General features: G+C 71.3%; 18 protein-coding genes, 1 tRNA gene and 1 pseudogene. 13 read left to right on the forward strand and 7 right to left on the reverse strand.

Annotated features, from left to right (window positions below; all coding sequences use genetic code 11):
- Positions 1-1,217 (reverse strand): annotated as a pseudogene (locus ABZ990_RS29990) (hypothetical protein); the annotation flags it as partial.
- Between the two features lie 7 nt (positions 1,218-1,224).
- Entirely contained in the window at positions 1,225-2,226 is a 1,002-nt protein-coding gene (locus ABZ990_RS29995; protein ID WP_361238357.1) for an SMI1/KNR4 family protein, read from the reverse strand.
- Between the two features lie 403 nt (positions 2,227-2,629).
- Between ABZ990_RS29995 and ABZ990_RS30000 the strand changes: the two genes are divergently transcribed.
- Positions 2,630-3,220, forward strand: coding sequence for a YwqJ-related putative deaminase (locus tag ABZ990_RS30000; RefSeq protein ID WP_361238360.1), 591 nt, complete (start codon positions 2,630-2,632; stop codon positions 3,218-3,220).
- 10 nt (positions 3,221-3,230) lie between these two features.
- Positions 3,231-3,731, forward strand: a complete 501-nt coding sequence (locus ABZ990_RS30005) for an SUKH-3 domain-containing protein (RefSeq protein WP_361238363.1) — start codon at positions 3,231-3,233, stop codon at positions 3,729-3,731.
- A 55-nt stretch (positions 3,732-3,786) separates the two neighbouring features.
- Here the strand turns inward: ABZ990_RS30005 and ABZ990_RS30010 are convergent, their stop codons facing one another.
- Positions 3,787-5,241 carry a histidine kinase gene (locus ABZ990_RS30010; protein WP_361238366.1) on the reverse strand — a complete coding sequence of 485 codons (1,455 nt, stop codon included), beginning with the start codon at positions 5,239-5,241 and terminating at the stop codon, positions 3,787-3,789.
- A 155-nt stretch (positions 5,242-5,396) separates the two neighbouring features.
- On the opposite strand from ABZ990_RS30010, the gene ABZ990_RS30015 reads away from it, so the two are divergent.
- The 8 genes from ABZ990_RS30015 to ABZ990_RS30050 all read left to right on the forward strand — a co-directional run bounded on the left by ABZ990_RS30015 (position 5,397) and on the right by ABZ990_RS30050 (position 12,455).
- Positions 5,397-6,323 (forward strand): hypothetical protein, encoded by a 927-nt coding sequence (locus ABZ990_RS30015; protein WP_361238369.1) that lies wholly within the window; start codon positions 5,397-5,399, stop codon positions 6,321-6,323.
- Between the two features lie 13 nt (positions 6,324-6,336).
- A tRNA-Gln gene (locus ABZ990_RS30020) sits at positions 6,337-6,413 on the forward strand.
- A 110-nt stretch (positions 6,414-6,523) separates the two neighbouring features.
- Entirely contained in the window at positions 6,524-7,972 is a 1,449-nt protein-coding gene (gene glmU / locus ABZ990_RS30025; RefSeq protein ID WP_361238372.1) for a bifunctional UDP-N-acetylglucosamine diphosphorylase/glucosamine-1-phosphate N-acetyltransferase GlmU, read from the forward strand.
- Positions 7,973-8,094: 122 nt separating this feature from the next.
- A complete protein-coding gene (locus ABZ990_RS30030) occupies positions 8,095-9,069 on the forward strand; it encodes a ribose-phosphate diphosphokinase (RefSeq protein WP_361238375.1) in 975 nt (324 codons plus the stop codon).
- Between the two features lie 419 nt (positions 9,070-9,488).
- Complete coding sequence (locus tag ABZ990_RS30035) at positions 9,489-10,076, forward strand: 50S ribosomal protein L25/general stress protein Ctc (protein ID WP_361238378.1); 588 nt, start codon at positions 9,489-9,491, stop codon at positions 10,074-10,076.
- A 140-nt stretch (positions 10,077-10,216) separates the two neighbouring features.
- Complete coding sequence (gene pth, locus ABZ990_RS30040; RefSeq protein WP_361238380.1) at positions 10,217-10,813, forward strand: aminoacyl-tRNA hydrolase; 597 nt, start codon at positions 10,217-10,219, stop codon at positions 10,811-10,813.
- Between the two features lie 78 nt (positions 10,814-10,891).
- The gene (locus ABZ990_RS30045; RefSeq protein ID WP_361238383.1) at positions 10,892-11,332 is read left to right on the forward strand and encodes a hypothetical protein; all 441 of its coding nucleotides are present in this window, start codon (positions 10,892-10,894) and stop codon (positions 11,330-11,332) included.
- Positions 11,333-11,585: 253 nt separating this feature from the next.
- Entirely contained in the window at positions 11,586-12,455 is an 870-nt protein-coding gene (locus ABZ990_RS30050; RefSeq protein ID WP_361238386.1) for an LPXTG cell wall anchor domain-containing protein, read from the forward strand.
- Positions 12,456-12,631: 176 nt separating this feature from the next.
- Here the strand turns inward: ABZ990_RS30050 and ppc are convergent, their stop codons facing one another.
- The gene (gene ppc / locus ABZ990_RS30055) at positions 12,632-15,361 is read right to left on the reverse strand and encodes a phosphoenolpyruvate carboxylase (RefSeq protein ID WP_361238389.1); all 2,730 of its coding nucleotides are present in this window, start codon (positions 15,359-15,361) and stop codon (positions 12,632-12,634) included.
- A gap of 242 nt (positions 15,362-15,603) precedes the next feature.
- Here ppc and ABZ990_RS30060 point away from each other — a divergent pair, with 242 nt between their 5' ends.
- The gene (locus ABZ990_RS30060) at positions 15,604-16,596 is read left to right on the forward strand and encodes a fatty acid desaturase (protein WP_361238392.1); all 993 of its coding nucleotides are present in this window, start codon (positions 15,604-15,606) and stop codon (positions 16,594-16,596) included.
- Positions 16,593-17,273, forward strand: coding sequence for a TetR/AcrR family transcriptional regulator (locus ABZ990_RS30065; RefSeq protein WP_361238395.1), 681 nt, complete (start codon positions 16,593-16,595; stop codon positions 17,271-17,273). Before ABZ990_RS30060 ends, ABZ990_RS30065 begins: the two co-directional genes overlap by 4 nt.
- A gap of 102 nt (positions 17,274-17,375) precedes the next feature.
- On the opposite strand, the gene ABZ990_RS30070 is transcribed toward ABZ990_RS30065, so the two are convergent.
- Together ABZ990_RS30070 and ABZ990_RS30075 are read right to left on the reverse strand one after the other, a co-directional pair.
- On the reverse strand, positions 17,376-17,843 hold the full coding sequence (locus tag ABZ990_RS30070) for a glyoxalase (protein WP_361238398.1): 468 nt from the start codon (positions 17,841-17,843) through the stop codon (positions 17,376-17,378).
- Positions 17,834-18,685: a trans-aconitate 2-methyltransferase gene (locus tag ABZ990_RS30075; protein ID WP_361238401.1), complete on the reverse strand. Its 852-nt coding sequence runs from the start codon at positions 18,683-18,685 to the stop codon at positions 17,834-17,836. The genes ABZ990_RS30070 and ABZ990_RS30075 overlap by 10 nt, the downstream gene beginning before the upstream one ends.
- Before the next feature lie 151 nt (positions 18,686-18,836).
- Here ABZ990_RS30075 and ABZ990_RS30080 point away from each other — a divergent pair, with 151 nt between their 5' ends.
- Positions 18,837-19,334 (forward strand): MarR family transcriptional regulator, encoded by a 498-nt coding sequence (locus ABZ990_RS30080; RefSeq protein ID WP_361238404.1) that lies wholly within the window; start codon positions 18,837-18,839, stop codon positions 19,332-19,334.
- Positions 19,335-19,469: 135 nt separating this feature from the next.
- On the opposite strand, the gene ABZ990_RS30085 is transcribed toward ABZ990_RS30080, so the two are convergent.
- Positions 19,470-20,072 (reverse strand): response regulator transcription factor (locus tag ABZ990_RS30085; RefSeq protein ID WP_361238407.1); only part of this gene is annotated, 603 nt, incomplete at its 5' end.

The raw sequence follows: 20,072 nt of genomic DNA on the forward strand, positions 1-20,072 counted from the left end.
GAGCTGGACCACAAGGCCGAGGGCACGGACGCGGAGGTCTCCGGCGAGGAGGCCATGTCCAACCTCAACCGGCTGTACAAGGCGTCGCGCGCGCTCCCACCCGGCGCGGCGGACGGCACCGGCGGGCCCGGAGGCGTCTGCGGGACGGGCGGGCCCGGGGGCGTCTGCGGGGGCCGCGCGGGCGACGGGATCGGGGCCGGCGGCGGGGACACGGGCGGGGGCGAGGGCCGGGACGCCGGGTTCGACGCCGGGTTCACGGCGGGCGCGATCGCCGTCGAGGGCAGCGCGCTGCCCCCGTGCATCAGCGCGGTCGGCGCGTCCGCGCCCACCACGGGCGGCGGCGCGTCCTCGTCGTCCGCACCCGACAGCGGCGGCGCGAACACCGTCGCCGGCAGCGGAACGGCACCGTCCGCACCGCCCGCGCTCGCGTTGGCGTCCGCCCACGGACCGTGCACGGGCACCCCGTCGGACGCCGTCGGCACATAGCCGTCCGGCATCTCGCCGTCGGAAGCGGACGCACCGGTGCCGGAGGGGGTGGCACCGGATACGGCCGCGGACGGCGCGGAAGCCGGGACGGAAGCGGGGGGCGCGGCGGGGGGCGGCGTGGGGGCGGCGGGCTCCTCGCCCGCGACCGGAGCAACCGGAGCAGCCGAAGCACCTGTACTGGCCGGAGCGCTCGGGGCATCCTGACCACTCAGAGCGCCCGGAGCACTCGGAACACTCGGAGCACCCGAAGCCCCCGAAGCGCCCGGTCCCGCCGACTCGTCCGACCCCGACGGAGACGTCGTCTCCTGCGAGGCGTCCGCCGTCGCCTGCGACGCGTTCGACGCCACCGGCGGCAGCCCGATCTTGTCCGCCGCCTCCTGCAACCACTCCGGCGGACTCAGCAGGAACGACGTCTGGTTCAGATCGATCCGCGCCGCCGCCGGAGCCGCCTCCACGGGCGCCCCGTCCGCCACCGCGCCGTACTCCTCCTCGTACCGCCGGATCACCTCGCCCACCGGCAGCCCCGGCCACAGCGTCGCCTCGCCGCTGTCCCGCGCGACGACCAGCCGCAGCCGGTCCCCGTCCGAGGTCGGCGCCTCCTCGCGGTCCTCGGCCCAGACCACGAACCCGAGCCCGAACTCCCGTACCCGCACCTCACGATGGAGATACGCCGGCACATCGCCGTTGATCCACTCCTCGGCGCGCTCCTGCGCCTGCGCGAACGTCACCACAGCCAGTTCACTCCCCCACCGGGACCACGGGCACGGCACGCGCGAAGCCGCCGTCCACCATCAGATTCGCCACCGTCTCCAACTCCGGCGGACTGCCCGCGAGACGCTGGAGGAACGCGTCGAAATCCGCGCCACAGGGCAGCAGCAGCCGCTCCACCCGCTCGGCCACCGACCAGGTCGCCGCCTGCTCGCCGCCGTCCCGCGCGTCGTCGTACGCGCAGAACCACACCGACCCGACCGCCTCGCCCCGCACCTTCAGCGCCAGCAGACCGCCCTGGACGAAGGCCACCCCCAGGTAGTCCTTCGTCAGATGGTCGCGCAGGCACTTGTTGACGTAGACCAGGTCGTTGATCCCCGCCTCCTCACGCACCGTGAAGAACGGCTGGTCGACCAGCAGCCCCAACTCGGCGTCCAGCGCCGTGCCCACCGGAGCGCAGCCGCCCGCCGCCTTCAGGAAGGACCGGTACGCGCCCGGCAGGCGGTACCCCAGATCCTCCTCGACGCCCTGCACCTGCTGCTCCGACACCGCGACCCCGCGCTTCGGCAGCCCGAAGTGCGCCGGCCGCGTCTCCTGCAGCGGACGCGTGCCCCGCTTCGACTGGTCCACCGACGTCGCCGTCACCACACCACCGTGATGCCGCAGCAGTGCCTTCACCTCGACCGGGATCAGCTCCAGCCGCCGCGAACCCACCACGTGATGCCACGTCCAGCCGTGCGGCGTCGCCACCGCCGGGATCGTGTCCCACAGCTCGTGCCCCGTCGCGGCCAGCGCCGCGTTCGCCGACACGTAATCCGTCAACCGCAGTTCGTCGACACCGAAACCGTCCGGCGGATCGGCGATCTCCGCCGCCGCGCGCGCGTACGAAGAGAAATCCGGGTAGCCGTGCTCGTCCATCCGCACCCCGCGGGGATGACGGGAGGCCCGGACCGGATCCGGGAAATGCACGACCTGCCCGGCGTACGCCGCGTTCGGCGGCACGGTGTGCTGGCCGAGCCGACCTGTCGTCATGGCGATTGCCCCCAAAGTGGCGTTCCGTGGCTTCTGCCGAGCTGCGGCCTCGTCCTGCGTCCGACCGGCCCGGGCCCACAGCCTAAGCGCTGTCACAAGACCCCTACCCGGCCCGTCCCGGCCCCGGCCGACCGCCCCGCCCCCGCCTCGTCCCCGGTCCGTGCCCGGCCCGCGACCGGCCGTATCCCCGGCCCGTACCCGGGCCGTCCCCGCCTCGTCGCGGCCTCATCGCCGCCCCGCCACCGCCCCGTTGCAGTGACGATCCGTCACCCCGACGTCACCCCACTCACCCCCGCCACGACACACCCACCACCGTTTGACCGCCCCAGCTTTCCCATCGGGCACCGCATTTGGCAGGCTGTTCACGCAACTCGGGGGGATTGCGGAGGGGAAGACCAGCGCCATGAACACACGAACCACACCGGCACCACCGCCCACACAGGGTGACCCGCGTCTCGCCTGGGGCAACGACGCCGTCACCCACCACGCGCCCACCCTGCGCCAGCGCCGCGACGGCATCCTGCCGACCGTCGGCGCCGCCCTCTCCGTCCGCGGCGAAACACTCACCTGCACCGCCGCCCGCGGCGAGACGGCACCCACCCTGCACCCTCTGGTCCAGGACTTCCTCGACACCCTCACCAGCGGCCAGAGGGAACGCTTCACCGGCCGCTGCCCCGAGGCGATCCTGCTCTCCCGGCACCTGACCGCCACCGAGAACAGCCGTTCCAAGCGCGCCCAGCGCAAACCGCTCACCGCGAGCGAAGCCCGGCGCGCCCTCAAGCACGCCAAACTCACCACCCGCCGCATCCGCGAGGACGGCGACCCCCTGCACGGCAGCTACGCCGCGCCCTGCCGCTCCTGCGCCGCCATGCTGGCCCACTTCGGCGTCCGTACGGTCGACCTCACCGCCCCCGGCGGCACCCCCGGCACCACGCGCACCACGCGCACCACCGGCACCACCCCGCGCCCGACGATCCCCACGCAGAACGGCTGAACGCGCCCGCATGCCCGACCTCACCAGCACCCGCTTCCCGGTCAACGTCGACGCCGCCCTCCGCGAGGCCGGCTGGCAGCCCGGCCGCTGGGACATCCAACGCGCCGAACAATGGGCCGACACCCTCCGCGCCCACACCTCACCCGCGGGCCACCGGCACCACGTCTTCCCCGCCGTCGTCGAAGCCTGGGCCGAATTCGGCGGACTGCGCGTCACACCCCCCGGACACGGGCGGCAGATAGCCCCCGCCCCCCTGCTCTTCGACCCCCTCGCCGGACTCCACCTCGCCCGCACCCTCGGCGACCTCGGCCGCGCCCTCGACACCGAACTCGCCCCCCTCGGCGAAGAAGGCGAGAACAGCGAACAGCGCGCCATCCTCGCCATGGACACCGAAGGCCGCGTCTACAGCATCGACCACACCGGGGACTGGTACCTCGGCCGCGACATCGACGCCGCCCTCGCCACCCTCGTCACCGGCACCCAGCCCACCCGCCTGACCGCCGGCCCCTGAGACCGGGGAAGTACGGGGAGACCGAAGGACCACAGGTCCCCGGCCTCCAGGACACTCACGCCCCCGCCGGAACCACCGGGACCACCGGAACCACCGGCACCGGCAGCACCGCGCTCACCCGGAAACCGCCCGCGTCCGTCGGCCCCGACACGAACACCCCGCCCAGCCGGGTCACCCGCTCCCGCATCCCCACCAGACCATTGCCCCCGCTCGGCAGATCCGCGGCCGCCGCCGACGCGTCCGACGGACCGTTCTCCACCTGCATCGCCACCTCCGCCCCCCGATGCGCGAGCCGCACCACCACCTCGGCACCCGCCGCGTGCTTGTGCACGTTCGTCAACGCCTCCTGCACCACCCGGTACGCCGTCCGCTCCACCGCCGCCGCGTACACACGCACCTCCCCCATCACCACGAACTCCACCACCGCACCCGCCTGACGCGACTGCTCCACCAACGCCTCCAGCGCGTCCAGCCTCGGCCCGTCGCCCGCCTCGGCCGCACCCCCCACAGCCCCCTCGGCACCCACGTCCCCCGGACGCCCCGGATACCCCGGATACCCCTGCTCCGCCGGAACCCCCGAGACCGACACCGCCGCCTCCGCCGCAGCCGCGGCAGCCCGGCCCACCGCCGCCAACGGCGGCACCGCGGGACCCGCCACCGGAGCCTCCTCCCGCAGCACCCCCAACATCTCCCGCAGCTCCGTCAACGCCTGCCGGCCCATGTCCCCCACCAGCGCCGCGTTCCGCACCGCCTTCTGCGGATCCTTCAACGCCACCGCCTGCAACGCCGCCGCGTGCACCACCATCAACGACACCCGGTGCGCCACCACGTCGTGCATCTCCCGAGCGATCCGCCGCCGCTCCTCCTGCCGCGCCCACTGCGCCCGCTGCTCCGCCCGGTCCGCGAGCAACGACAGCTCCTGCTCCAGACTGTCCGCCCGCTCCCGCAACGACTCCATCAGCCGCCGGCGCGCACCTATGTAAAGGCCGAGCAGCACCGGCGGAGCGTTCAGCCCCAGCGTCATGAACAACGACACGACCGGCACGTACCAGCCGCTCGGATCGAAATCCTGCTGCCCCATATCCGCCTGCGCGACGTCCTCGCGCATCCGGGACACCATCACGACGAACATCGCGACCGTCGACATCACCGCCAGCGACGCCGTGAACCGCCGCGGCACCTCGGACGCGGCCAGCGTGTACAGACCGACGATCCCCATCAGGAAACCCATCTCGGCCGGCGCCATCGCCACCGAGAACAGCACGACCGTTATCGGCCACCGGCGCCGCACCACCAGTACGGACCCCACGGCGAGACCGATCAGCACGCCCAGCGGCACCGGCAACGACACCCGGTGCGCGAACGCGACCCCTTCCGCCCCGCACTCCAGCGCCGACACCACGGCCAGCGCGACATCCAGCGCCACACTGCGGCGCTTCCCCCACCACCACCAGCTGCGCGAGACGCCCCGGGCGCCCGTCACGTCCTGATCTGCCCCCGTTGCGGTCATGGCACCCACCCTACGGGCGGGTGCCACCGATTTTCCCCCCGCCGACGCGCCCTGGAACGGCGCCCGTCAACCTCGTGCGCACACCCGTCCCTCGAACTAACGAATCGCCCGAATTTTCGACCCGGACCCCCACATTCCGGGCGAACCTGAGTCCCATGACCTCCACGACACCCCCACCGCCCACACCACCCGGGCCTCCCGGACCGCCCACGCCACTCGACCCCCACCGCCGCACCACCCGCCCCACCGACTTCGAGGACCTCCGCCGGCAAGCCGTCGCCCTGCGCCGCGAGGGCCTCAGCCTCCGCCAGATCCGCGACCGCCTGAAGATCCACAACAACGACCTCCTCAACCGCCTCGTCAAAGGCGAACCCCCACCCGACTGGACCCGCCGCCCCAACGCCAAGGACGACCTCCGCGAGCGCGCCCGCGCACTGCGCCTGGAGGGCAGGACCTACGACCAGATCCAGCTGGAGCTGGGCTGCTCGAAGAGCTCGATCTCGCTGTGGGTACGGGACCTGCCGAAACCGGAGCGGAAACGGACACGGGAGGAGGCGTCGGCGATCGCCAGGAAGGGGTGGGAGGCGACACTGCGCATCCGCGAGGAGCAACGCCAAGCGCGTAAGAACACGGCCCGGGACGAGGTCGGGAATATGACGGAGCGCGAGCTGTTCCTCGTCGGTGTCGGCCTCTATTGGGCAGAGGGCGCGAAGAGCAAACCGTACGACCGCCGCGAGTCGGTCACGTTCGTCAACAGCGACCCCAACATGATCAGAATCTATCTCGCCTGGCTGACTCTGCTCGGGATCGATCGCGAGCGGTTGCGTTTCCACGTCATGATCCACGAGAACGCCGATATCGAAAGGGCGGAACGCTACTGGGCCGATCTGGCACAGGTCGACGTCACCACACTCGGCAAGACGACCTTGAAGCGGCACAACCCCAAGACGGTGCGGAAGAACGTCGGCGACGACTACTACGGCTGCCTGGCCATCAACGTTCGCCAGGGAGCGGGCCTGTATCAACGCATCGAGGGATGGTGGTCCGGCTTGGTGGTAGAGGCTCAGCGTCTAACCACGTAGGCTGGCCCCGCTATCCCGGGTTGCTCTGTCGGCAGGGGCAACTGGACTTTGAATCCAGGTACGACGCAGGTTCGACTCCTGCCCCGGGAGCAACACAGTTCGGGTCCCGACCACTCCAGGTCGGGGCCCTTACTCATGCCCCGCCCCATACCCCCCGGTATCCTGCGGACGTCCGACACCCGAAGCCGAAGGGCATATCCGTGAGCGCCAATCGCCCGGCAGCCGTCGTCGTCCTCGCAGCGGGTGAGGGCACCCGCATGAAGTCGAAGACTCCCAAGGTCCTCCACGAGATCGCCGGGCGTTCGCTCGTCGGGCACGTGGTGTCCGCCGCCCGTGAGCTGGAGCCCGAGGACCTGATCGTGGTCGTCGGGCACGCGCGGGAGCGGGTCGCCGCGCACCTGGAGGAGGGGTACCCGGGGACGCGTACCGCCGTACAGGAGAAGCAGCTCGGCACCGGGCACGCGGTGCGGACCGCCCTGGAGGAGCTGGGCCGTACGCCCGAGGGGACCGTGGTCGTGGTGTGCGGCGACACGCCACTGCTGTCCGGCGAGACCCTGAAGGCGCTGGCGGCGACGCACGCGGCGGACGGCAACGCGGTGACGGTGCTGACGGCCGAGGTGCCGGACTCCACCGGGTACGGGCGGATCGTGCGCGATGCCGCCACGGGTGCCGTGACCGAGATCGTGGAGCACAAGGACGCGTCGGACGAGCAGCGGGCGATCCGGGAGATCAACTCCGGGGTGTTCGCGTTCGACGGGGCGCTGCTCGCGGACGCGCTGGGCAAGGTGCGGACGGACAACAGCCAGGGCGAGGAGTACCTCACCGATGTGCTGGGGATCCTGCGCGAGGCCGGTCACCGGGTGGGCGCGTCGGTCGCCGGCGATCACCGGGAGATCCTGGGGATCAACAACCGGGTGCAGTTGTCCGAGGCGCGTCTGCTGCTGAACCGGCGCCTGCTGGAGCGGGCGATGCTCGCGGGCGTGACGGTGGTGGACCCGGCGTCGACGCATCTCGATGTGACGGTGACGTTCGAGCCGGATGTGACGGTGCTGCCGAACACGCTGCTGCTGGGTGCCACGCATCTCGGCGAGGACGCGGTGGTGGGCCCGAACACGCGGCTCACGGACACGACGGTGGGCCGCGGGGCGCGGGTGGACAACACGGTCGCGGATTCGGCCGTGGTGGGCGAGGGCGCCTCGGTGGGTCCGTACGCGTATCTGCGGCCGGGTACGGCGCTTGGCGCGAAGGCCAAGGCGGGTACGTATGTCGAGATGAAGAACGCGACGATCGGCGAGGGGACGAAGGTTCCGCACCTGTCGTACGTGGGGGACGCGACGATCGGCGAGTACACGAACATCGGTGCGGCGAGTGTCTTCGTGAACTACGACGGCGAGGCCAAGCACCACACGACGGTGGGGTCCCACTGCAAGACGGGGTCGGACAACATGTTTGTGGCTCCTGTCACTATCGGGGACGGTGCTTACACCGCCGCCGGGTCCGTGATCACGAAGGACGTGCCGGCCGGCGCGCTGGCCGTCGCCCGTGGCCAGCAGCGGAATATCGAGGGTTGGGTGGCCCGGAAGCGGCCGGGGAGCGCGGCCGCTCAGGCCGCTTCGACGGCCGGGGAGAAGGCCGTGGGCGAAAGCTGACCGGAAACGAGCGCGCCGGACACGGCGTACCGTGATACGTGCACATAAATTCGGCTGGCTCGCACACACGCGCATCGAGCGCGGGGATCAGCGGCCAGAGAACCCGTCGAGGAGACAGTGCTGTGACCGGGATCAAGACGACCGGCGAGAAGAAGCTCATGCTCTTCTCCGGCCGCGCCCACCCCGAGCTGGCCGAGGAGGTCGCGCACCAGCTGGGTGTCGATCTCGTTCCGACCAAGGCGTTCGACTTCGCCAACGGTGAGATCTACGTCCGCTTCCAGGAGTCCGCGCGCGGTGCGGACTGCTTCCTGATCCAGAGCCACACGGCTCCGATCAACAAGTGGATCATGGAGCAGCTCATCATGGTCGACGCGCTGAAGCGGGCTTCGGCCCGCAGCGTCACCGTGATCATCCCGTCCTACGGCTACGCCCGTCAGGACAAGAAGCACCGCGGTCGCGAGCCGATCTCGGCCCGTCTGATCGCCGACCTGATGAAGACGGCCGGTGCGGACCGCATCCTGACCGTGGACCTGCACACGGACCAGATCCAGGGCTTCTTCGACGGCCCGGTGGACCACCTGTCGGCGCTGCCGGTCCTCGCGGACTACGTCGGCACCAAGGTGGACCGCAAGAAGCTGACGATCGTGTCCCCGGACGCCGGCCGGGTCCGGGTCGCGGACCGCTGGTGCGACCGTCTGGACGCGCCGCTGGCGATCGTGCACAAGCGCCGTGACAAGGACGTCGCCAACCAGGTGACGGTCCACGAGGTCGTCGGTGACGTGAAGGGCCGCGTCTGTGTCCTGGTCGACGACATGGTCGACACCGGTGGCACGATCTGCGCCGCCGCGGACGCGCTGTTCGCGCACGGTGCGGAGGACGTCATCGTGACGGCCACGCACGGCATCCTGTCCGGTCCGGCCGCGGACCGGCTGAAGAACTCCAAGGTGAGCGAGTTCGTGTTCACGGACACGCTGCCGGACCCGGGTTCGCTGGAGCTGGACAAGATCACCGTCCTGTCGATCGCTCCGACGATCGCGCGCGCGGTGCGCGAGGTCTTCGAGGACGGTTCGGTGACGAGCCTCTTCGAGGAGCACTGAGCCTCCTCCGGATCGCATGACGGTCTGATCGCCTGATGGCCTGACCGTCCGACGGGCTGATCGTCCGATCCACAGGGCTTGAGCGTGGGGCCCGCTTCCTTCGTACGTGTCTTCTGTGCGCGTACGAAGGAAGCGGGCCCTTTCGCATGCCCGCACGCGCCCACACGCCCGCATGCCCACACGCCCGCACGCCCACAGCCGGTGCCGAGTGCCGCCCCGCCCCTCCCCGGGTGATCCATTTGGGCGGGCCGGAGGGGGACGGCTAGACTGTCGTGGTTGCTCGGCGAGGGAGGCCGGAGCCGTACGCGTGTCGTACGAGGTTCCGGCGGTCCGTTATCGACGCGCTCTTCGTAGCAGGCCATCGTGCAGGTCGTGGCCGGGTGACAGACACATCCGTCACCTTTCTACGAGGAGTGCACATGTCCGACGTGAAGATCTCCGCCGCCCTCCGCACCGAGTTCGGCAAGGGCGCCGCCCGCAAGATCCGCCGTGCCGACCAGGTCCCCGCGGTCCTCTACGGCCACAAGACCGAGCCGGTCCACATCACCCTCCCGGCCCACGAGCTGACCATGGCGCTGCGTACGCCGAACGTCCTGCTCTCCCTGGACATCGAGGGCAAGGGCTCCGAGCTCGCCATCCCGAAGGCCGCCCAGCGCGACCCGCTGAAGGGCTTCCTCGAGCACGTCGACCTGCTCCTGGTCAAGCGTGGCGAGAAGGTCACCGTCGAGGTTCCGGTCGTCGCCGAGGGCGAGCTGGCCGTCGGTGGCAACCTGCTGGAGCACGTGCTGAACACGGTCTCCGTCGAGGCCGAGGCCACCCACCTGCCCGAGGCCCTGACGGTCTCCATCGCGGGCCTGGAGGCCGGTGCCTCCATCCTGGCGAAGGACATCGCGCTGCCGAAGGGTGTCTCCCTGGTGACCGAGGCCGACGCCGTCGTCCTGCAGGTCCTGGCCGCGCAGGCCGAGGAGCCGGCCGCCGAGGCCGAGGCCGAGGGCGACGAGGCCTGAGCCGTAGGCTCTGCCTGACGTGACGGGGTGAGGGGCCCAACGGGCCCGTCACCCCGTTTCTTTTGCCCCCGTACGCACGACGGCATATGCCGGTGTGTGCGGGGTGCGCGCATTCGAGGACACGAGGAGACGAGACGCATATGACGGACGACGCGAACGCCCCCTGGCTGATCGTCGGCCTCGGCAACCCGGGCCCGGAGTACACGGGCAACCGGCACAACGTGGGCTTCATGGTGGCGGATCTGCTGGCCGGGCGGATCGGCGGGAGCTTCAAGCGGGCGCAGAAGGCGCAGGCGCAGGTCCTGGAGGGGCGGATCGGTCCGATGGGGCCGGGCAGCCGCCGGGTGGTGCTGGTCAAGCCGATGTCGTTCATGAACCTGTCGGGTGGTCCGGTGACGGCGCTGCGGGACTTCTACAAGGTGCCGACGGCGCGGGTGGTGGCGATCCACGACGAGCTGGACATCGACTACGGGGTGCTGCGGCTGAAGCTCGGTGGCGGGGACAACGGTCACAACGGTCTGAAGTCGATGACGAAGTCGATGGGGCCGGAGTATCACCGGATGCGGTTCGGGATCGGGCGTCCGCCGGGCCGGATGCAGGTGGCGGACTTCGTGCTGAAGGACTTCTCGTCGACGGAGCGCAAGGAGCTGGACTACTTCGTGGACCGGGCGGCGGACGCGGTGGAGTGTCTGGTGACGGAGGGCCTGGAGCGGGCGCAGTCGGCGTACAACGCGTAGGGGAGCCGGGAGGCTTGGGGGTGCGGCCGGTGGTGGAGCGCCCGGGGTCTCGCGGGTACGACTGTACGATCGCGGGTCATGACGTTCGCTCGTAATGCCGCTGTGGCCCTCGTCGTTCTGCTTCTGCTGGTGGCGGGGGCGTGGACCTCGTGGGGCTCGGCGCAGCATGTGCTGTTGTCGGGGCGTGAGCACGGGACGCTGACGGTGACCGGCTGTACCGAGGACGTGTGCAGTGGTCGTTTCGTGTCGGATGTCGCGGGGTCGTCGCTGCACGCGCTGACGATCGCTCATACGGTGGCGGCGGAGCGGGGCGAGACGCTGTCCGTGGTGGTGAAGCCGGGGACGGACGAGGCGGTGCGGGCGGGCTGGGGCGGTGGTCTGCACGCGTGGCTGCCGTTCGGGGGCGCGTTGTTGCTGGCGGCTCCGCTGGTCGGGGGCGGGATGCGGCTGGTGCGGACGGCGTGGTCGTTCGCGGCGGCGGGTGCGGCGGTGCTGCTGGGGGCGTTCTTCCTGCTGTGAGGGCCGGCGGGAGCTGATCCGGGAGGCTGCTCCGGGGGCGTTCGAGAGGCGCTTCGGCGGTGCTCCCGACGCGTTCCGGGGGCGGTGGGGCCGGTTCCGTACGCGCCACCGGGGTGTTTCGCGGGTGATTGTGATCTTTTGGCCGCTTGGCGAACGACCCTTGGGTATAGCGTGACTTTATGTGATGGATAGGCTGCCCCCGCCACCTCTCACGGCACCTCTCCCATTCGTCTCTCAGATGGACAGCAGCCCTATGCGACGCATCCTCATATCCGCCGCCACGGTGGTCAGCTCGGTCACCGCGGCTTCCCTGCTGCTCGCTCCGGTGGCCTCCGCCACCGGCAAGGCCAAGGGCGACAACGGCACCGTGAAGATCCACGATGCCAAGACCGGCGAAGAGCTCATGCAGAACGAGCCGCACGTCTGCGCGTTCTACCTCGACGGCTTCAAGTTCGACGGCGCCCAGAAGGTCTCCTGGTCGATCAAGGGCCAGGCGCCGACCAAGGACCTGGAGGGCACCTCGGGTTCGCTCACGATGGACGGTTCCGGCCACGGCCGCACCGACGACCTGAAGCTGCCGAACGGCCACTACAAGCTCACCTGGAACTTCGTGGGCGAGAACGGCAACGGCAAGCAGAAGGTCTTCTGGGTCAAGTGCGACGAGACCGAGCCGGGCGAGCCCGGTACGCCGGTCGAGCCGACCCCGGGCGAGACCCCCGGCACTCCGGGCGAGACGCCGGGCACCCCCGGCGAGACCCCGGGCACCCCGGGCGAGACGCCGGGTGAGCCGGGCGAGACCCCCGGCACCCCGGGTGAGACCCCGGGCACCCCGGGCGAGACGCCGGGCACCCCCGGTGAGACCCCCGGCACCCCCGGTGAGACCCCGGGCACCCCGGGCGAGACCGCGGGCACCCCGTCGCCCTCCGCCACCACGCCCGCGACCGGCTCCACCGGTGGCGACAACGGCACCGGCTCCAACGGCGGCGAGAACGGCAGCACCGAGGGCGACCTGGCCCAGACCGGTTCCAGCGCCCCCGTCGGCATCATCGCCGGTGTCGCCGTGGTCCTCGCGGCCGCCGGTGCCTTCCTGGTGAGCCGTCGCCGCAAGGCCCAGCAGGGCTGAGTCCCGGCGGCAAGGGCGGTGATGACGGCACATCACCCCGAAAGACCCGGGCTGACCCGTCGTCCGTCACCCGCCGCCCTTCGCTGACAGAAGTGCCCCCGTGGAGCGATCCACGGGGGCACTTCTCGTATCCGTATCCGTATCCGTATCCGCGTTCGTATCGAACGCGGGTTGCCTCAGCCGGTGTTGCGCAGTCCGGCCGCCACTCCGTTGACGGTGAGCAGCAGGGCGCGGGCGAGCAGCGGGTCGGGTTCCGCTCCCGCCTCGGCGGCGGCGCGCTGCCGGTCGAGGAGGGCGACCTGGAGGTAGGAGATGGGGTCCAGGTAGGCGTCGCGGATGGCGAAGGTCTGCTGGAGGACGGGGTTGGAGTCGAGCAGCCGCTCGCCGCCGGTCACCTTGAGCACCTCGGCGACGGTGCGGGCGTGTTCGGTCTCGATGGTCTCGAAGACGTGCCGCAGGTCGTCGGGGACGAGGGTGTCGACGTAGTGGCGGGCGATCCGCAGGTCGGTCTTGGCCAGCGTCATCTCGACGTTGGAGACGAAGTTGCGGAAGAAGTGCCACTGTTCGTACATCTCGCCGAGGACGGCGTCGAGGCCGGCTTCGCGCAGGGCCTTGAGGCCGGAGCCCACGCCGTACCAGCCGGGGACGATTTGCCGGGACTGGGTCCAGCCGAACACCCAGGGGATGGCGCGCAGTCCGTCGAGTCCGGCGCCGGAGTCGGGGCGGCGGGAGGGGCGGGAGCCGAGGTGGAGGTCGGCGAGCTGGTCGACGGGGGTGGAGGCGAAGAAGTACGCGGGCAGGTCGGGGTCCTCGACGAGCCGCCGGTACGCGCCGTGGGCGGCGTCGGAGACGGTGTCCATCGCGGCGTCCCAGCGGGCGAGGGCCTCGTCGGACTGGCGCGGCGCGGTGTGCAGGGCGGATGCCTGGAGGGTGGCGGCGACGGTCAGTTCGAGGTTCTCGCGGGCGAGGGACGGGATGAGGTACTTGTCGGAGATGACCTCGCCCTGCTCGGTGACCTTGATCTCGCCCTCCAGGGTGCCCCAGGGCTGGGCGAGGATCGCGTCGTGGGAGGGGCCGCCGCCTCGGCCGACGGTGCCGCCTCGGCCGTGGAAGAGGCGGAGCCGTACGCCGTAGCGGTGGGCGACGTCGCGCAGCCGGCGCTGGGCGCGGTGGATCTCCCACTGGGAGGTGGTGATGCCGCCGAACTTCGAGGAGTCGGAGTAGCCGAGCATGACCTCCTGGACGTCGCCGCGCAGGGAGACGAGCCGGCGGTAGGAGGGGTCGGCGAGCATGTCGTTGAGGATGACGTCGGCGGCCCTGAGCTCGTCGGTGGTCTCCAGGAGGGGGACGATGCCGATCTTCGCCCAGCCGGCGTGCAGGTCGAGCAGGCCGGCCTCGCGGGCGAGGACGGTGGCGGCGAAGACGTCGTCGGCGCCCTGGCACATGGAGATGATGTACGACTCGATGACGTGCGGGCCGAAGACCTCCAGGGCGCGGCCGACGGTCCCGAAGACGCCGAGGGTCTTCTGTCCGGCGGCGTCGAGCGGGGCCGGGGTGGGGGCGAGGGGGCGGCGCGAGCGGAGTTCCTTGGCGAGGAGCTTCTGGCGGTACTCGCGGGGCATGTCGGCGTAGCGCCAGGATTCCTCGCCGAGCCGGTCGAAGAGCTGGCCGAGGGCGTGGTGGTGGGCGTCGGCGTGTTCGCGGACGTCCATGGTGGCGAGCTGGAGGCCGAAGGCGGCGAGGGTGCGGATGGTGCGGTCCATCCGGCCGTCGGCGAACAGGCCGCCGCGGTGTTCGCGCAGGGAGGTCTGGACGAGGGTGAGGTCGCGCAGCAGCTCGTCGGTGCCGAGGTAGTCGCGGCCGTCCTGGTGGGGGGTGCCCTTGGCGAGGCGGTCGCGGGTGTTGAGGAGCTTCTGGCGGACGCAGGTGACCTTGAGCCGGTAGGGCTCCTCGGCGTTGAGGCGCTTGTAGCGGGGGCTGATCTCGGGGAGGCGTTCGAGGTCGGCCTGGAGCGATTCGAGGAGTTCCTCGGTGGCGCCCGCGTACCGGATGGAGTTGGAGAGCAGTCCGCGCAGGAAGTCGACGAGTTCGAGGGCGTCGGTGATGCCGTGCTCGTGCTGGAGGATCAGGACGTCCCAGGTGACCTGCGGGGTGACGTTGGGGTTGCCGTCGCGGTCGCCGCCGATCCAGGTGCCGAAGGTGAGGGGGCGGGTGCCGGCGGGCAGTTCGAAGCCGACGCGCTCCAGTTCGGCGGCCAGGTCCTCCAGGACGTCGCCGACGGCGTCGGCGTGCAGTTCGTCGAGGTAGTAGATGGCGTTGCGGGCCTCGTCGGAGGGCTCCGGGCGGACCACGCGGAGTTCGTCGGTCTGCCAGATGAGGTCGATGTTCTCGGCGAGCCGCAGGTCGTGGCGGCGCCGGTCGGCCTCGATGACGGGGGTGTCGAGGAGGGCGGCGATGCGGCGCAGCTTGTTGAGGACGGAGCGGCGGGCGGCCTCGGTGGGGTGGGCGGTGAAGACCGGCCGCACGTTGAGGTTGCGGATGGTGGCGCGTACGTGGTCGGCGTCGCCGTCCTTGAGCATGTCGGCCGTACGGGCGAGCAGTCCGCCCTCGGCGGCCCGCTTGTCGCGCAGTTCGCGGCCCCGGTGCACCTGTTCGGTGACGTTGGCGAGGTGGAAGTAGGTGGAGAACGCGCGCACGAGCTGGGCGGCGGTCTCCAGTTCGACTCCGCGCAGCAGCTCGGCGGCGGCGTCGCCGTCCTCGCGGGTGAGGCGGCGCACCTTCTCGACGAGTTCCAGGAGCGCGGGGCCCTCCTGGCGGACGAGGGTCTCGCCCAGCAGGTCGCCCAGTCGGCGGATGTCGGAGCGCAGCTCGGAGCTGGCGGTGGGGGTCTGGTCGGCACTGCTCACAGGTGTGGCTCCTTGCAGTGTTTGAGCACGTCTGGAGGGGTTCTGCAGGCTTGCGGACCGCGCTGTCCGGCGCACCCAGGATAGGTGTCCGGGTGCGCGGCACGGGCCATGCCCCGGTTTGCCGGTCTTGCCGGGCGGGAAGGCGCTGCCATACTTACGATGCCGTAGGTTACGGAGGCGTAGCTATGTCTCCGGGCAGCCCCTAGGCACCCCCACCCTCACGCTCTTCCCAAGGGACACCCATGACCACAACCTCCGAGGTGACGTCCGCGACCGAGCGGACCGCCTCGCCCGCCGCCGGCCAGGCCGGGCCGTCCGCCACGCTGGGCGGGGACAGCAAGCGTTCGATCGAGCAGATCACGCTGCTGCTGTTCATCTTGGTGCCCTTCCTCGCTCTGCTCGCGGCGGTGCCGCTGGCCTGGGGCTGGGGGGTGAGCTGGCTGGATCTGGGGCTGATGACGGCGATGTACTACATCGGCTGCCACGGCATCACGATCGGCTTCCACCGCTACTTCACGCACGGCGCGTTCAAGGCGAAGCGTCCGCTGCGGATCGCGCTGGCGATCATGGGGTCGCTGGCGGTCGAGGGTCCGGTGGTGCGCTGGGTGGCGGACCACCGCAAGCACCACCGGTTCTCGGACGCGGAGGGCGATCCGCATTCGCCGTGGCGGTACGGCGAGACGGTGCCGGCGCTGATGAAGGGCCTGTGGTGGGCCCACATCGGCTGGATGTTCGACGAGGAGCAGACGCCGCAGCAGAAGTACGCGCCCGATCTGATCAAGGACCCGGCGATCCGCCGTATCTCCCGGCAGTTCGTCATGTGGACGATCGTGTCGCTGCTGCTGCCGCCGCTGGTGGGCGGGCTGGTCACGATGTCGTGGTGGGGCGCGTTCACCGCGTTCTTCTGGGGCTCGCTGGTGCGGGTGGCGCTGCTGCACCACGTCACCTGGTCGATCAACTCGATCTGCCACGCGGTGGGCAAGCGTCCGTTCAAGTCGCGGGACCGTTCGGGCAACGTGTGGTGGCTGGCGGTGCTGTCGTGCGGCGAGTCCTGGCACAACCTGCACCACGCCGACCCGACGTCGGCGCGGCACGGGGTGCTGCGCGGCCAGATCGACTCCAGCGCCCGGCTGATCCGCTGGTTCGAGCTGCTGGGCTGGGCGTCCGACGTGCGCTGGCCGGGCAAGGACCGGATCGACGCCCGGCGCCGGACACCGGCCGCAGACGCGGCATGATGGAGGACGTGGCGATCGACGGCGGTACCAGCGGTACGAACGAGCAGAAGCCCCGGCGCGGCCGCCGGGTGAGGATGACGGGCGCGGAGCGCCGTGAACAGCTCCTCGACATCGGTCGCACGCTCTTCGCGGCGAAGGGCTTCGAGGGCACCTCGGTGGAGGAGATCGCGGCGAAGGCCGGGGTGTCCAAGCCGGTGGTGTACGAGCACTTCGGCGGCAAGGAGGGCCTGTACGCGGTCGTGGTCGACCGGGAGATGCGCCAGCTGCTCGACATGGTGACGGGGGCGCTGACCGCCGGGCATCCGCGTGAACTCCTCGAACAGGCGGCGTTCGCGCTGCTCGACTACATCGAGCGGTACACGGACGGTTTCCGGATCCTGGTGCGGGACTCGCCGGCGGGGCAGTCGACGGGCACGTTCGCGTCGCTGATCAGCGATATCGCCACCCAGGTGGAGGACATCCTGGGCCTGGAGTTCAAGGCCCGGGGCTTCGACCCGAAGCTGGCGCCGCTGTACGCGCAGGCGCTGGTGGGCAGTGTGGCGCTGACCGGTCAGTGGTGGCTGGACGTACGCAAGCCGAAGAAGGCGGAGGTCGCCGCGCATCTGGTGAACCTGGCCTGGCACGGGCTCGACGGTCTGGAGCAGAAGCCCCGGCTGATAGGGCATCGCAAGAACTGAGCGCGGAGCGCCGGGGCGGAAGCCGGGCGCGGAGCCAGGCAGGGCGCGGAAGCCGGGCGCGGAGGGGCGTCGCACCGAGAGGTGCGGCGCCCCTCCGCCGTATCAGCGCACCGGTCGGGTGGACTCGGGGGACGCGTCCGGACCCGCCGGACCCTCCGGCCGCTCCGGCTCAGCCGGCCGGTCCACTCCCTCCGGCTCGTAGGGGGCGACCGGCTCCAGGAACTCCAGCCGGTTGCCCACCGGGTCCTCGGAGTAGAACCGCCGGTGCCCGGGGAGGTTGTCGTCCCAGACGACGGCCCCGCCATGGGTGGCGACCCGCGCGGCGAACGCCTCGATGCCGCTCACCCGCAGCCCCGGGTGGGCCTTCCTGGCGGGTTTGAAGTCGTGCTCCACCCCCACGTGCACCTGGACCGCACCGCCGGCCGCCGCGAACCAGCAGCCGCCCCGGGCGGCGAGGACGGGCGGCTTCGGGATCTCGCTCATCCCGAGCACGCCCTCGTAGTAGGCGCGCAGGAGCGGTTCGCTGCCCGCGGGGGCGGCGAGCTGGACGTGGTCGAGCGCTACGAGCATGTCTGCGCGGCCTTCCGGACGAGGGCGAAGATCCTGCGGAACGGGAAGGCGGTGCCGTGCGGGCCCCGCGGATAGACCTCGCGCAGCCGCTCCCGGTACGCGCGGAGGAAGGCGTCGACCGCGGCCGGGTCGTCGCCGAGGGCGGTGAGGACGGGCCGCAGGGCGGTGCCCTTCACCCAGTCGAGGACGGCGTCCTCGCCGGAGAGCATCTGGTGGTACGTGGTCTCCCACACGTCGACGCCGTCCCCGAGGTCCGACAGCCGGTGGAGGTACTCGGCGGGCTCCAGGATGTGGACGAACCGCCGGCCCTGGTCGCCGACCCGGCCGCGCCACTCGGGGGTCTCGCACAACTCGCCGAGCAGGGCGTGGCTGGGCGCGGTGAAGTTGCCGGGGACCTGGAAGGCCAGCACTCCGCCGGGTCTGAGCCCGTCCATCCACAGCGGGAAGGACTCCGGGTGGTTGGGCACCCATTGGAGGGCGGCGTTGGAGACGATCAGGTCGTACGGCTCCTCGGGCGTCCAGTGCGCCGCGTCGGCCTGCCGGAAGTCGAGCCAGCCGCCGCCGGCAGTGGTGCCGGACCAGTCCTTCTCGGCCTGCTCCAGCATCTCGGGCGACAGGTCGAAGCCGGTGATGTGGGCGTCGGGCCAGCGGTCGCCGAGCAGCGCGGTGACATTGCCGGGGCCGCACCCGATGTCGGCGATCCGGGCGGGCCGGTCCTGGTCGTGGCTGGGCAGAGGCGGTATTCGCGCGAGCAGATCGAGGAACGGACGGGTGCGGTGTTCCGCATGCCGCAGATACTGCTGCGGGTCCCACGTCGGTGCGGCGAAGTCCACGGAACGCATGGGTCGAAGCTCCCTCGCTGGAACGGATGACCGAAACGGAACGGGTAGTCCCGGCCCGGTCCCTTCCCCATAGTCCACAAGACTATATCTTGACGTCAAGATACTCGATTTGAAGAGACTTTATATCAACAGACCCTCTACACTGATCGTCATGGAGGACGAGGTCGACCGACTGGTCGCTGCATGGCGCCGCGAGCGCCCCGACCTCGACGTGGAACCGCTCGAGGTGCTCAGCCGCGTCTCCCGCCTGGCCCGCCACCTCGACCGCGCCCGTCGGCTCGCCTTCTCCGAGCACCATCTGGAGCCCTGGGAGTTCGACGTCCTCACGTCGCTGCGCCGCGCGGGCGCCCCGTACCAGCTCTCCCCGGGCCAGCTGCTCACCCAGACCCTGGTCACCTCGGGCACGATGACCAACAGGATCGACCGGCTCACCAAGAAGGGCCTGGTCGAACGGCTCCCCGACCCGAGCGACCGGCGCGGGGTGCTGGTCCGCCTCACCGCCGAGGGCCGTGACCGCGCCGACCAGTCACTGGCCGGCCTGCTCGCCCAGGAGCGCGCCATCCTGGCCCGCCTGTCCCCCGCCGAGCGCACCGAACTGGCCACCCTGCTGCGTCAGTTGACGGCCCCGTTCGACAACGTCCCGGGCTGAGCACCCCGGACTGAGCACCCTGGGCTGAACATCCTGGGCTCCCGGGCTGAACACTCCAGACTGAGCACCCTGGGCCGCACGTCCCGGACCGAGCCCGCACACTTCGGCGCGGGACCGGCCGCCCCGGACGACGGCCTACGAGGCGGCTTCCTCCACGGGCCCGACACCGGCCCGGCGGGCGAGCGCGACGGCGGCGAGGGTGGAGTGCACGCCCAGCTTCCCCAGCACGTTCTGCATATGCGTCCGCACCGTGTGCGGGGACAGGAACAGCCGCTCCGCGACCGCCTTGCGCCCGAGCCCGGCCACCATGCAGCGCAGCACCTCCTGCTCGCGCGGGGTGAGCGACTCGACGAGCCGCTCGCTCTCCGTACGGTGCCGGCGGGCCTCGGTCAGCTCCCGCAGCACCCCGGTGAGCAGGGCGGGCGGCAGATGCGTCTCGTCGCGCAGCACCCCGCGCACGACCGCGAGCAGCCGCTGGAGCGAGCAGTCCTTGGCGACCCAGCCGGACGCGCCGGCCTGGAGGGCGAGCGCGGCGCGCGGGGCGTCGTCCTTCTCGGCGAGCACCACCACCCGCAGCGCGGGCCGTCCCTCGCGCAGCTCCGCCACCAGCGCGACCCCGTCGGCGCCGCCCAGATCGGCGTCGACCAGCAGGACGTCGAACCGCCGCCCTTCCGCCGCGGCCCGGTCCAGCGCCCGCCGCGCGGCGGCGCCGCTGCCCGCGGCGGCCACCTCGACATC

This window comes from Streptomyces sp. NPDC046203 (genome assembly GCF_040646255.1).
Lineage (GTDB): Bacteria > Actinomycetota > Actinomycetes > Streptomycetales > Streptomycetaceae > Streptomyces.

Coding starts and splice junctions, on each gene's coding strand:
- ABZ990_RS30035 (WP_361238378.1), top strand. CDS start 9,489: ATGTCCGACGTGAAGATCTCCGCCGCCCTCCGCACCGAGTTCGGCAAG.
- ABZ990_RS30075 (WP_361238401.1), bottom strand. CDS start 18,685: ATGCGTTCCGTGGACTTCGCCGCACCGACGTGGGACCCGCAGCAGTAT.
- ABZ990_RS30065 (WP_361238395.1), top strand. CDS start 16,593: ATGATGGAGGACGTGGCGATCGACGGCGGTACCAGCGGTACGAACGAG.
- ABZ990_RS30070 (WP_361238398.1), bottom strand. CDS start 17,843: ATGCTCGTAGCGCTCGACCACGTCCAGCTCGCCGCCCCCGCGGGCAGC.
- ABZ990_RS29995 (WP_361238357.1), bottom strand. CDS start 2,226: ATGACGACAGGTCGGCTCGGCCAGCACACCGTGCCGCCGAACGCGGCG.
- ABZ990_RS30060 (WP_361238392.1), top strand. CDS start 15,604: ATGACCACAACCTCCGAGGTGACGTCCGCGACCGAGCGGACCGCCTCG.
- ABZ990_RS30015 (WP_361238369.1), top strand. CDS start 5,397: ATGACCTCCACGACACCCCCACCGCCCACACCACCCGGGCCTCCCGGA.
- ABZ990_RS30050 (WP_361238386.1), top strand. CDS start 11,586: ATGCGACGCATCCTCATATCCGCCGCCACGGTGGTCAGCTCGGTCACC.
- ABZ990_RS30005 (WP_361238363.1), top strand. CDS start 3,231: ATGCCCGACCTCACCAGCACCCGCTTCCCGGTCAACGTCGACGCCGCC.
- ABZ990_RS30010 (WP_361238366.1), bottom strand. CDS start 5,241: ATGACCGCAACGGGGGCAGATCAGGACGTGACGGGCGCCCGGGGCGTC.
- ABZ990_RS30080 (WP_361238404.1), top strand. CDS start 18,837: ATGGAGGACGAGGTCGACCGACTGGTCGCTGCATGGCGCCGCGAGCGC.
- ABZ990_RS30000 (WP_361238360.1), top strand. CDS start 2,630: ATGAACACACGAACCACACCGGCACCACCGCCCACACAGGGTGACCCG.
- ABZ990_RS30045 (WP_361238383.1), top strand. CDS start 10,892: ATGACGTTCGCTCGTAATGCCGCTGTGGCCCTCGTCGTTCTGCTTCTG.
- pth (WP_361238380.1), top strand. CDS start 10,217: ATGACGGACGACGCGAACGCCCCCTGGCTGATCGTCGGCCTCGGCAAC.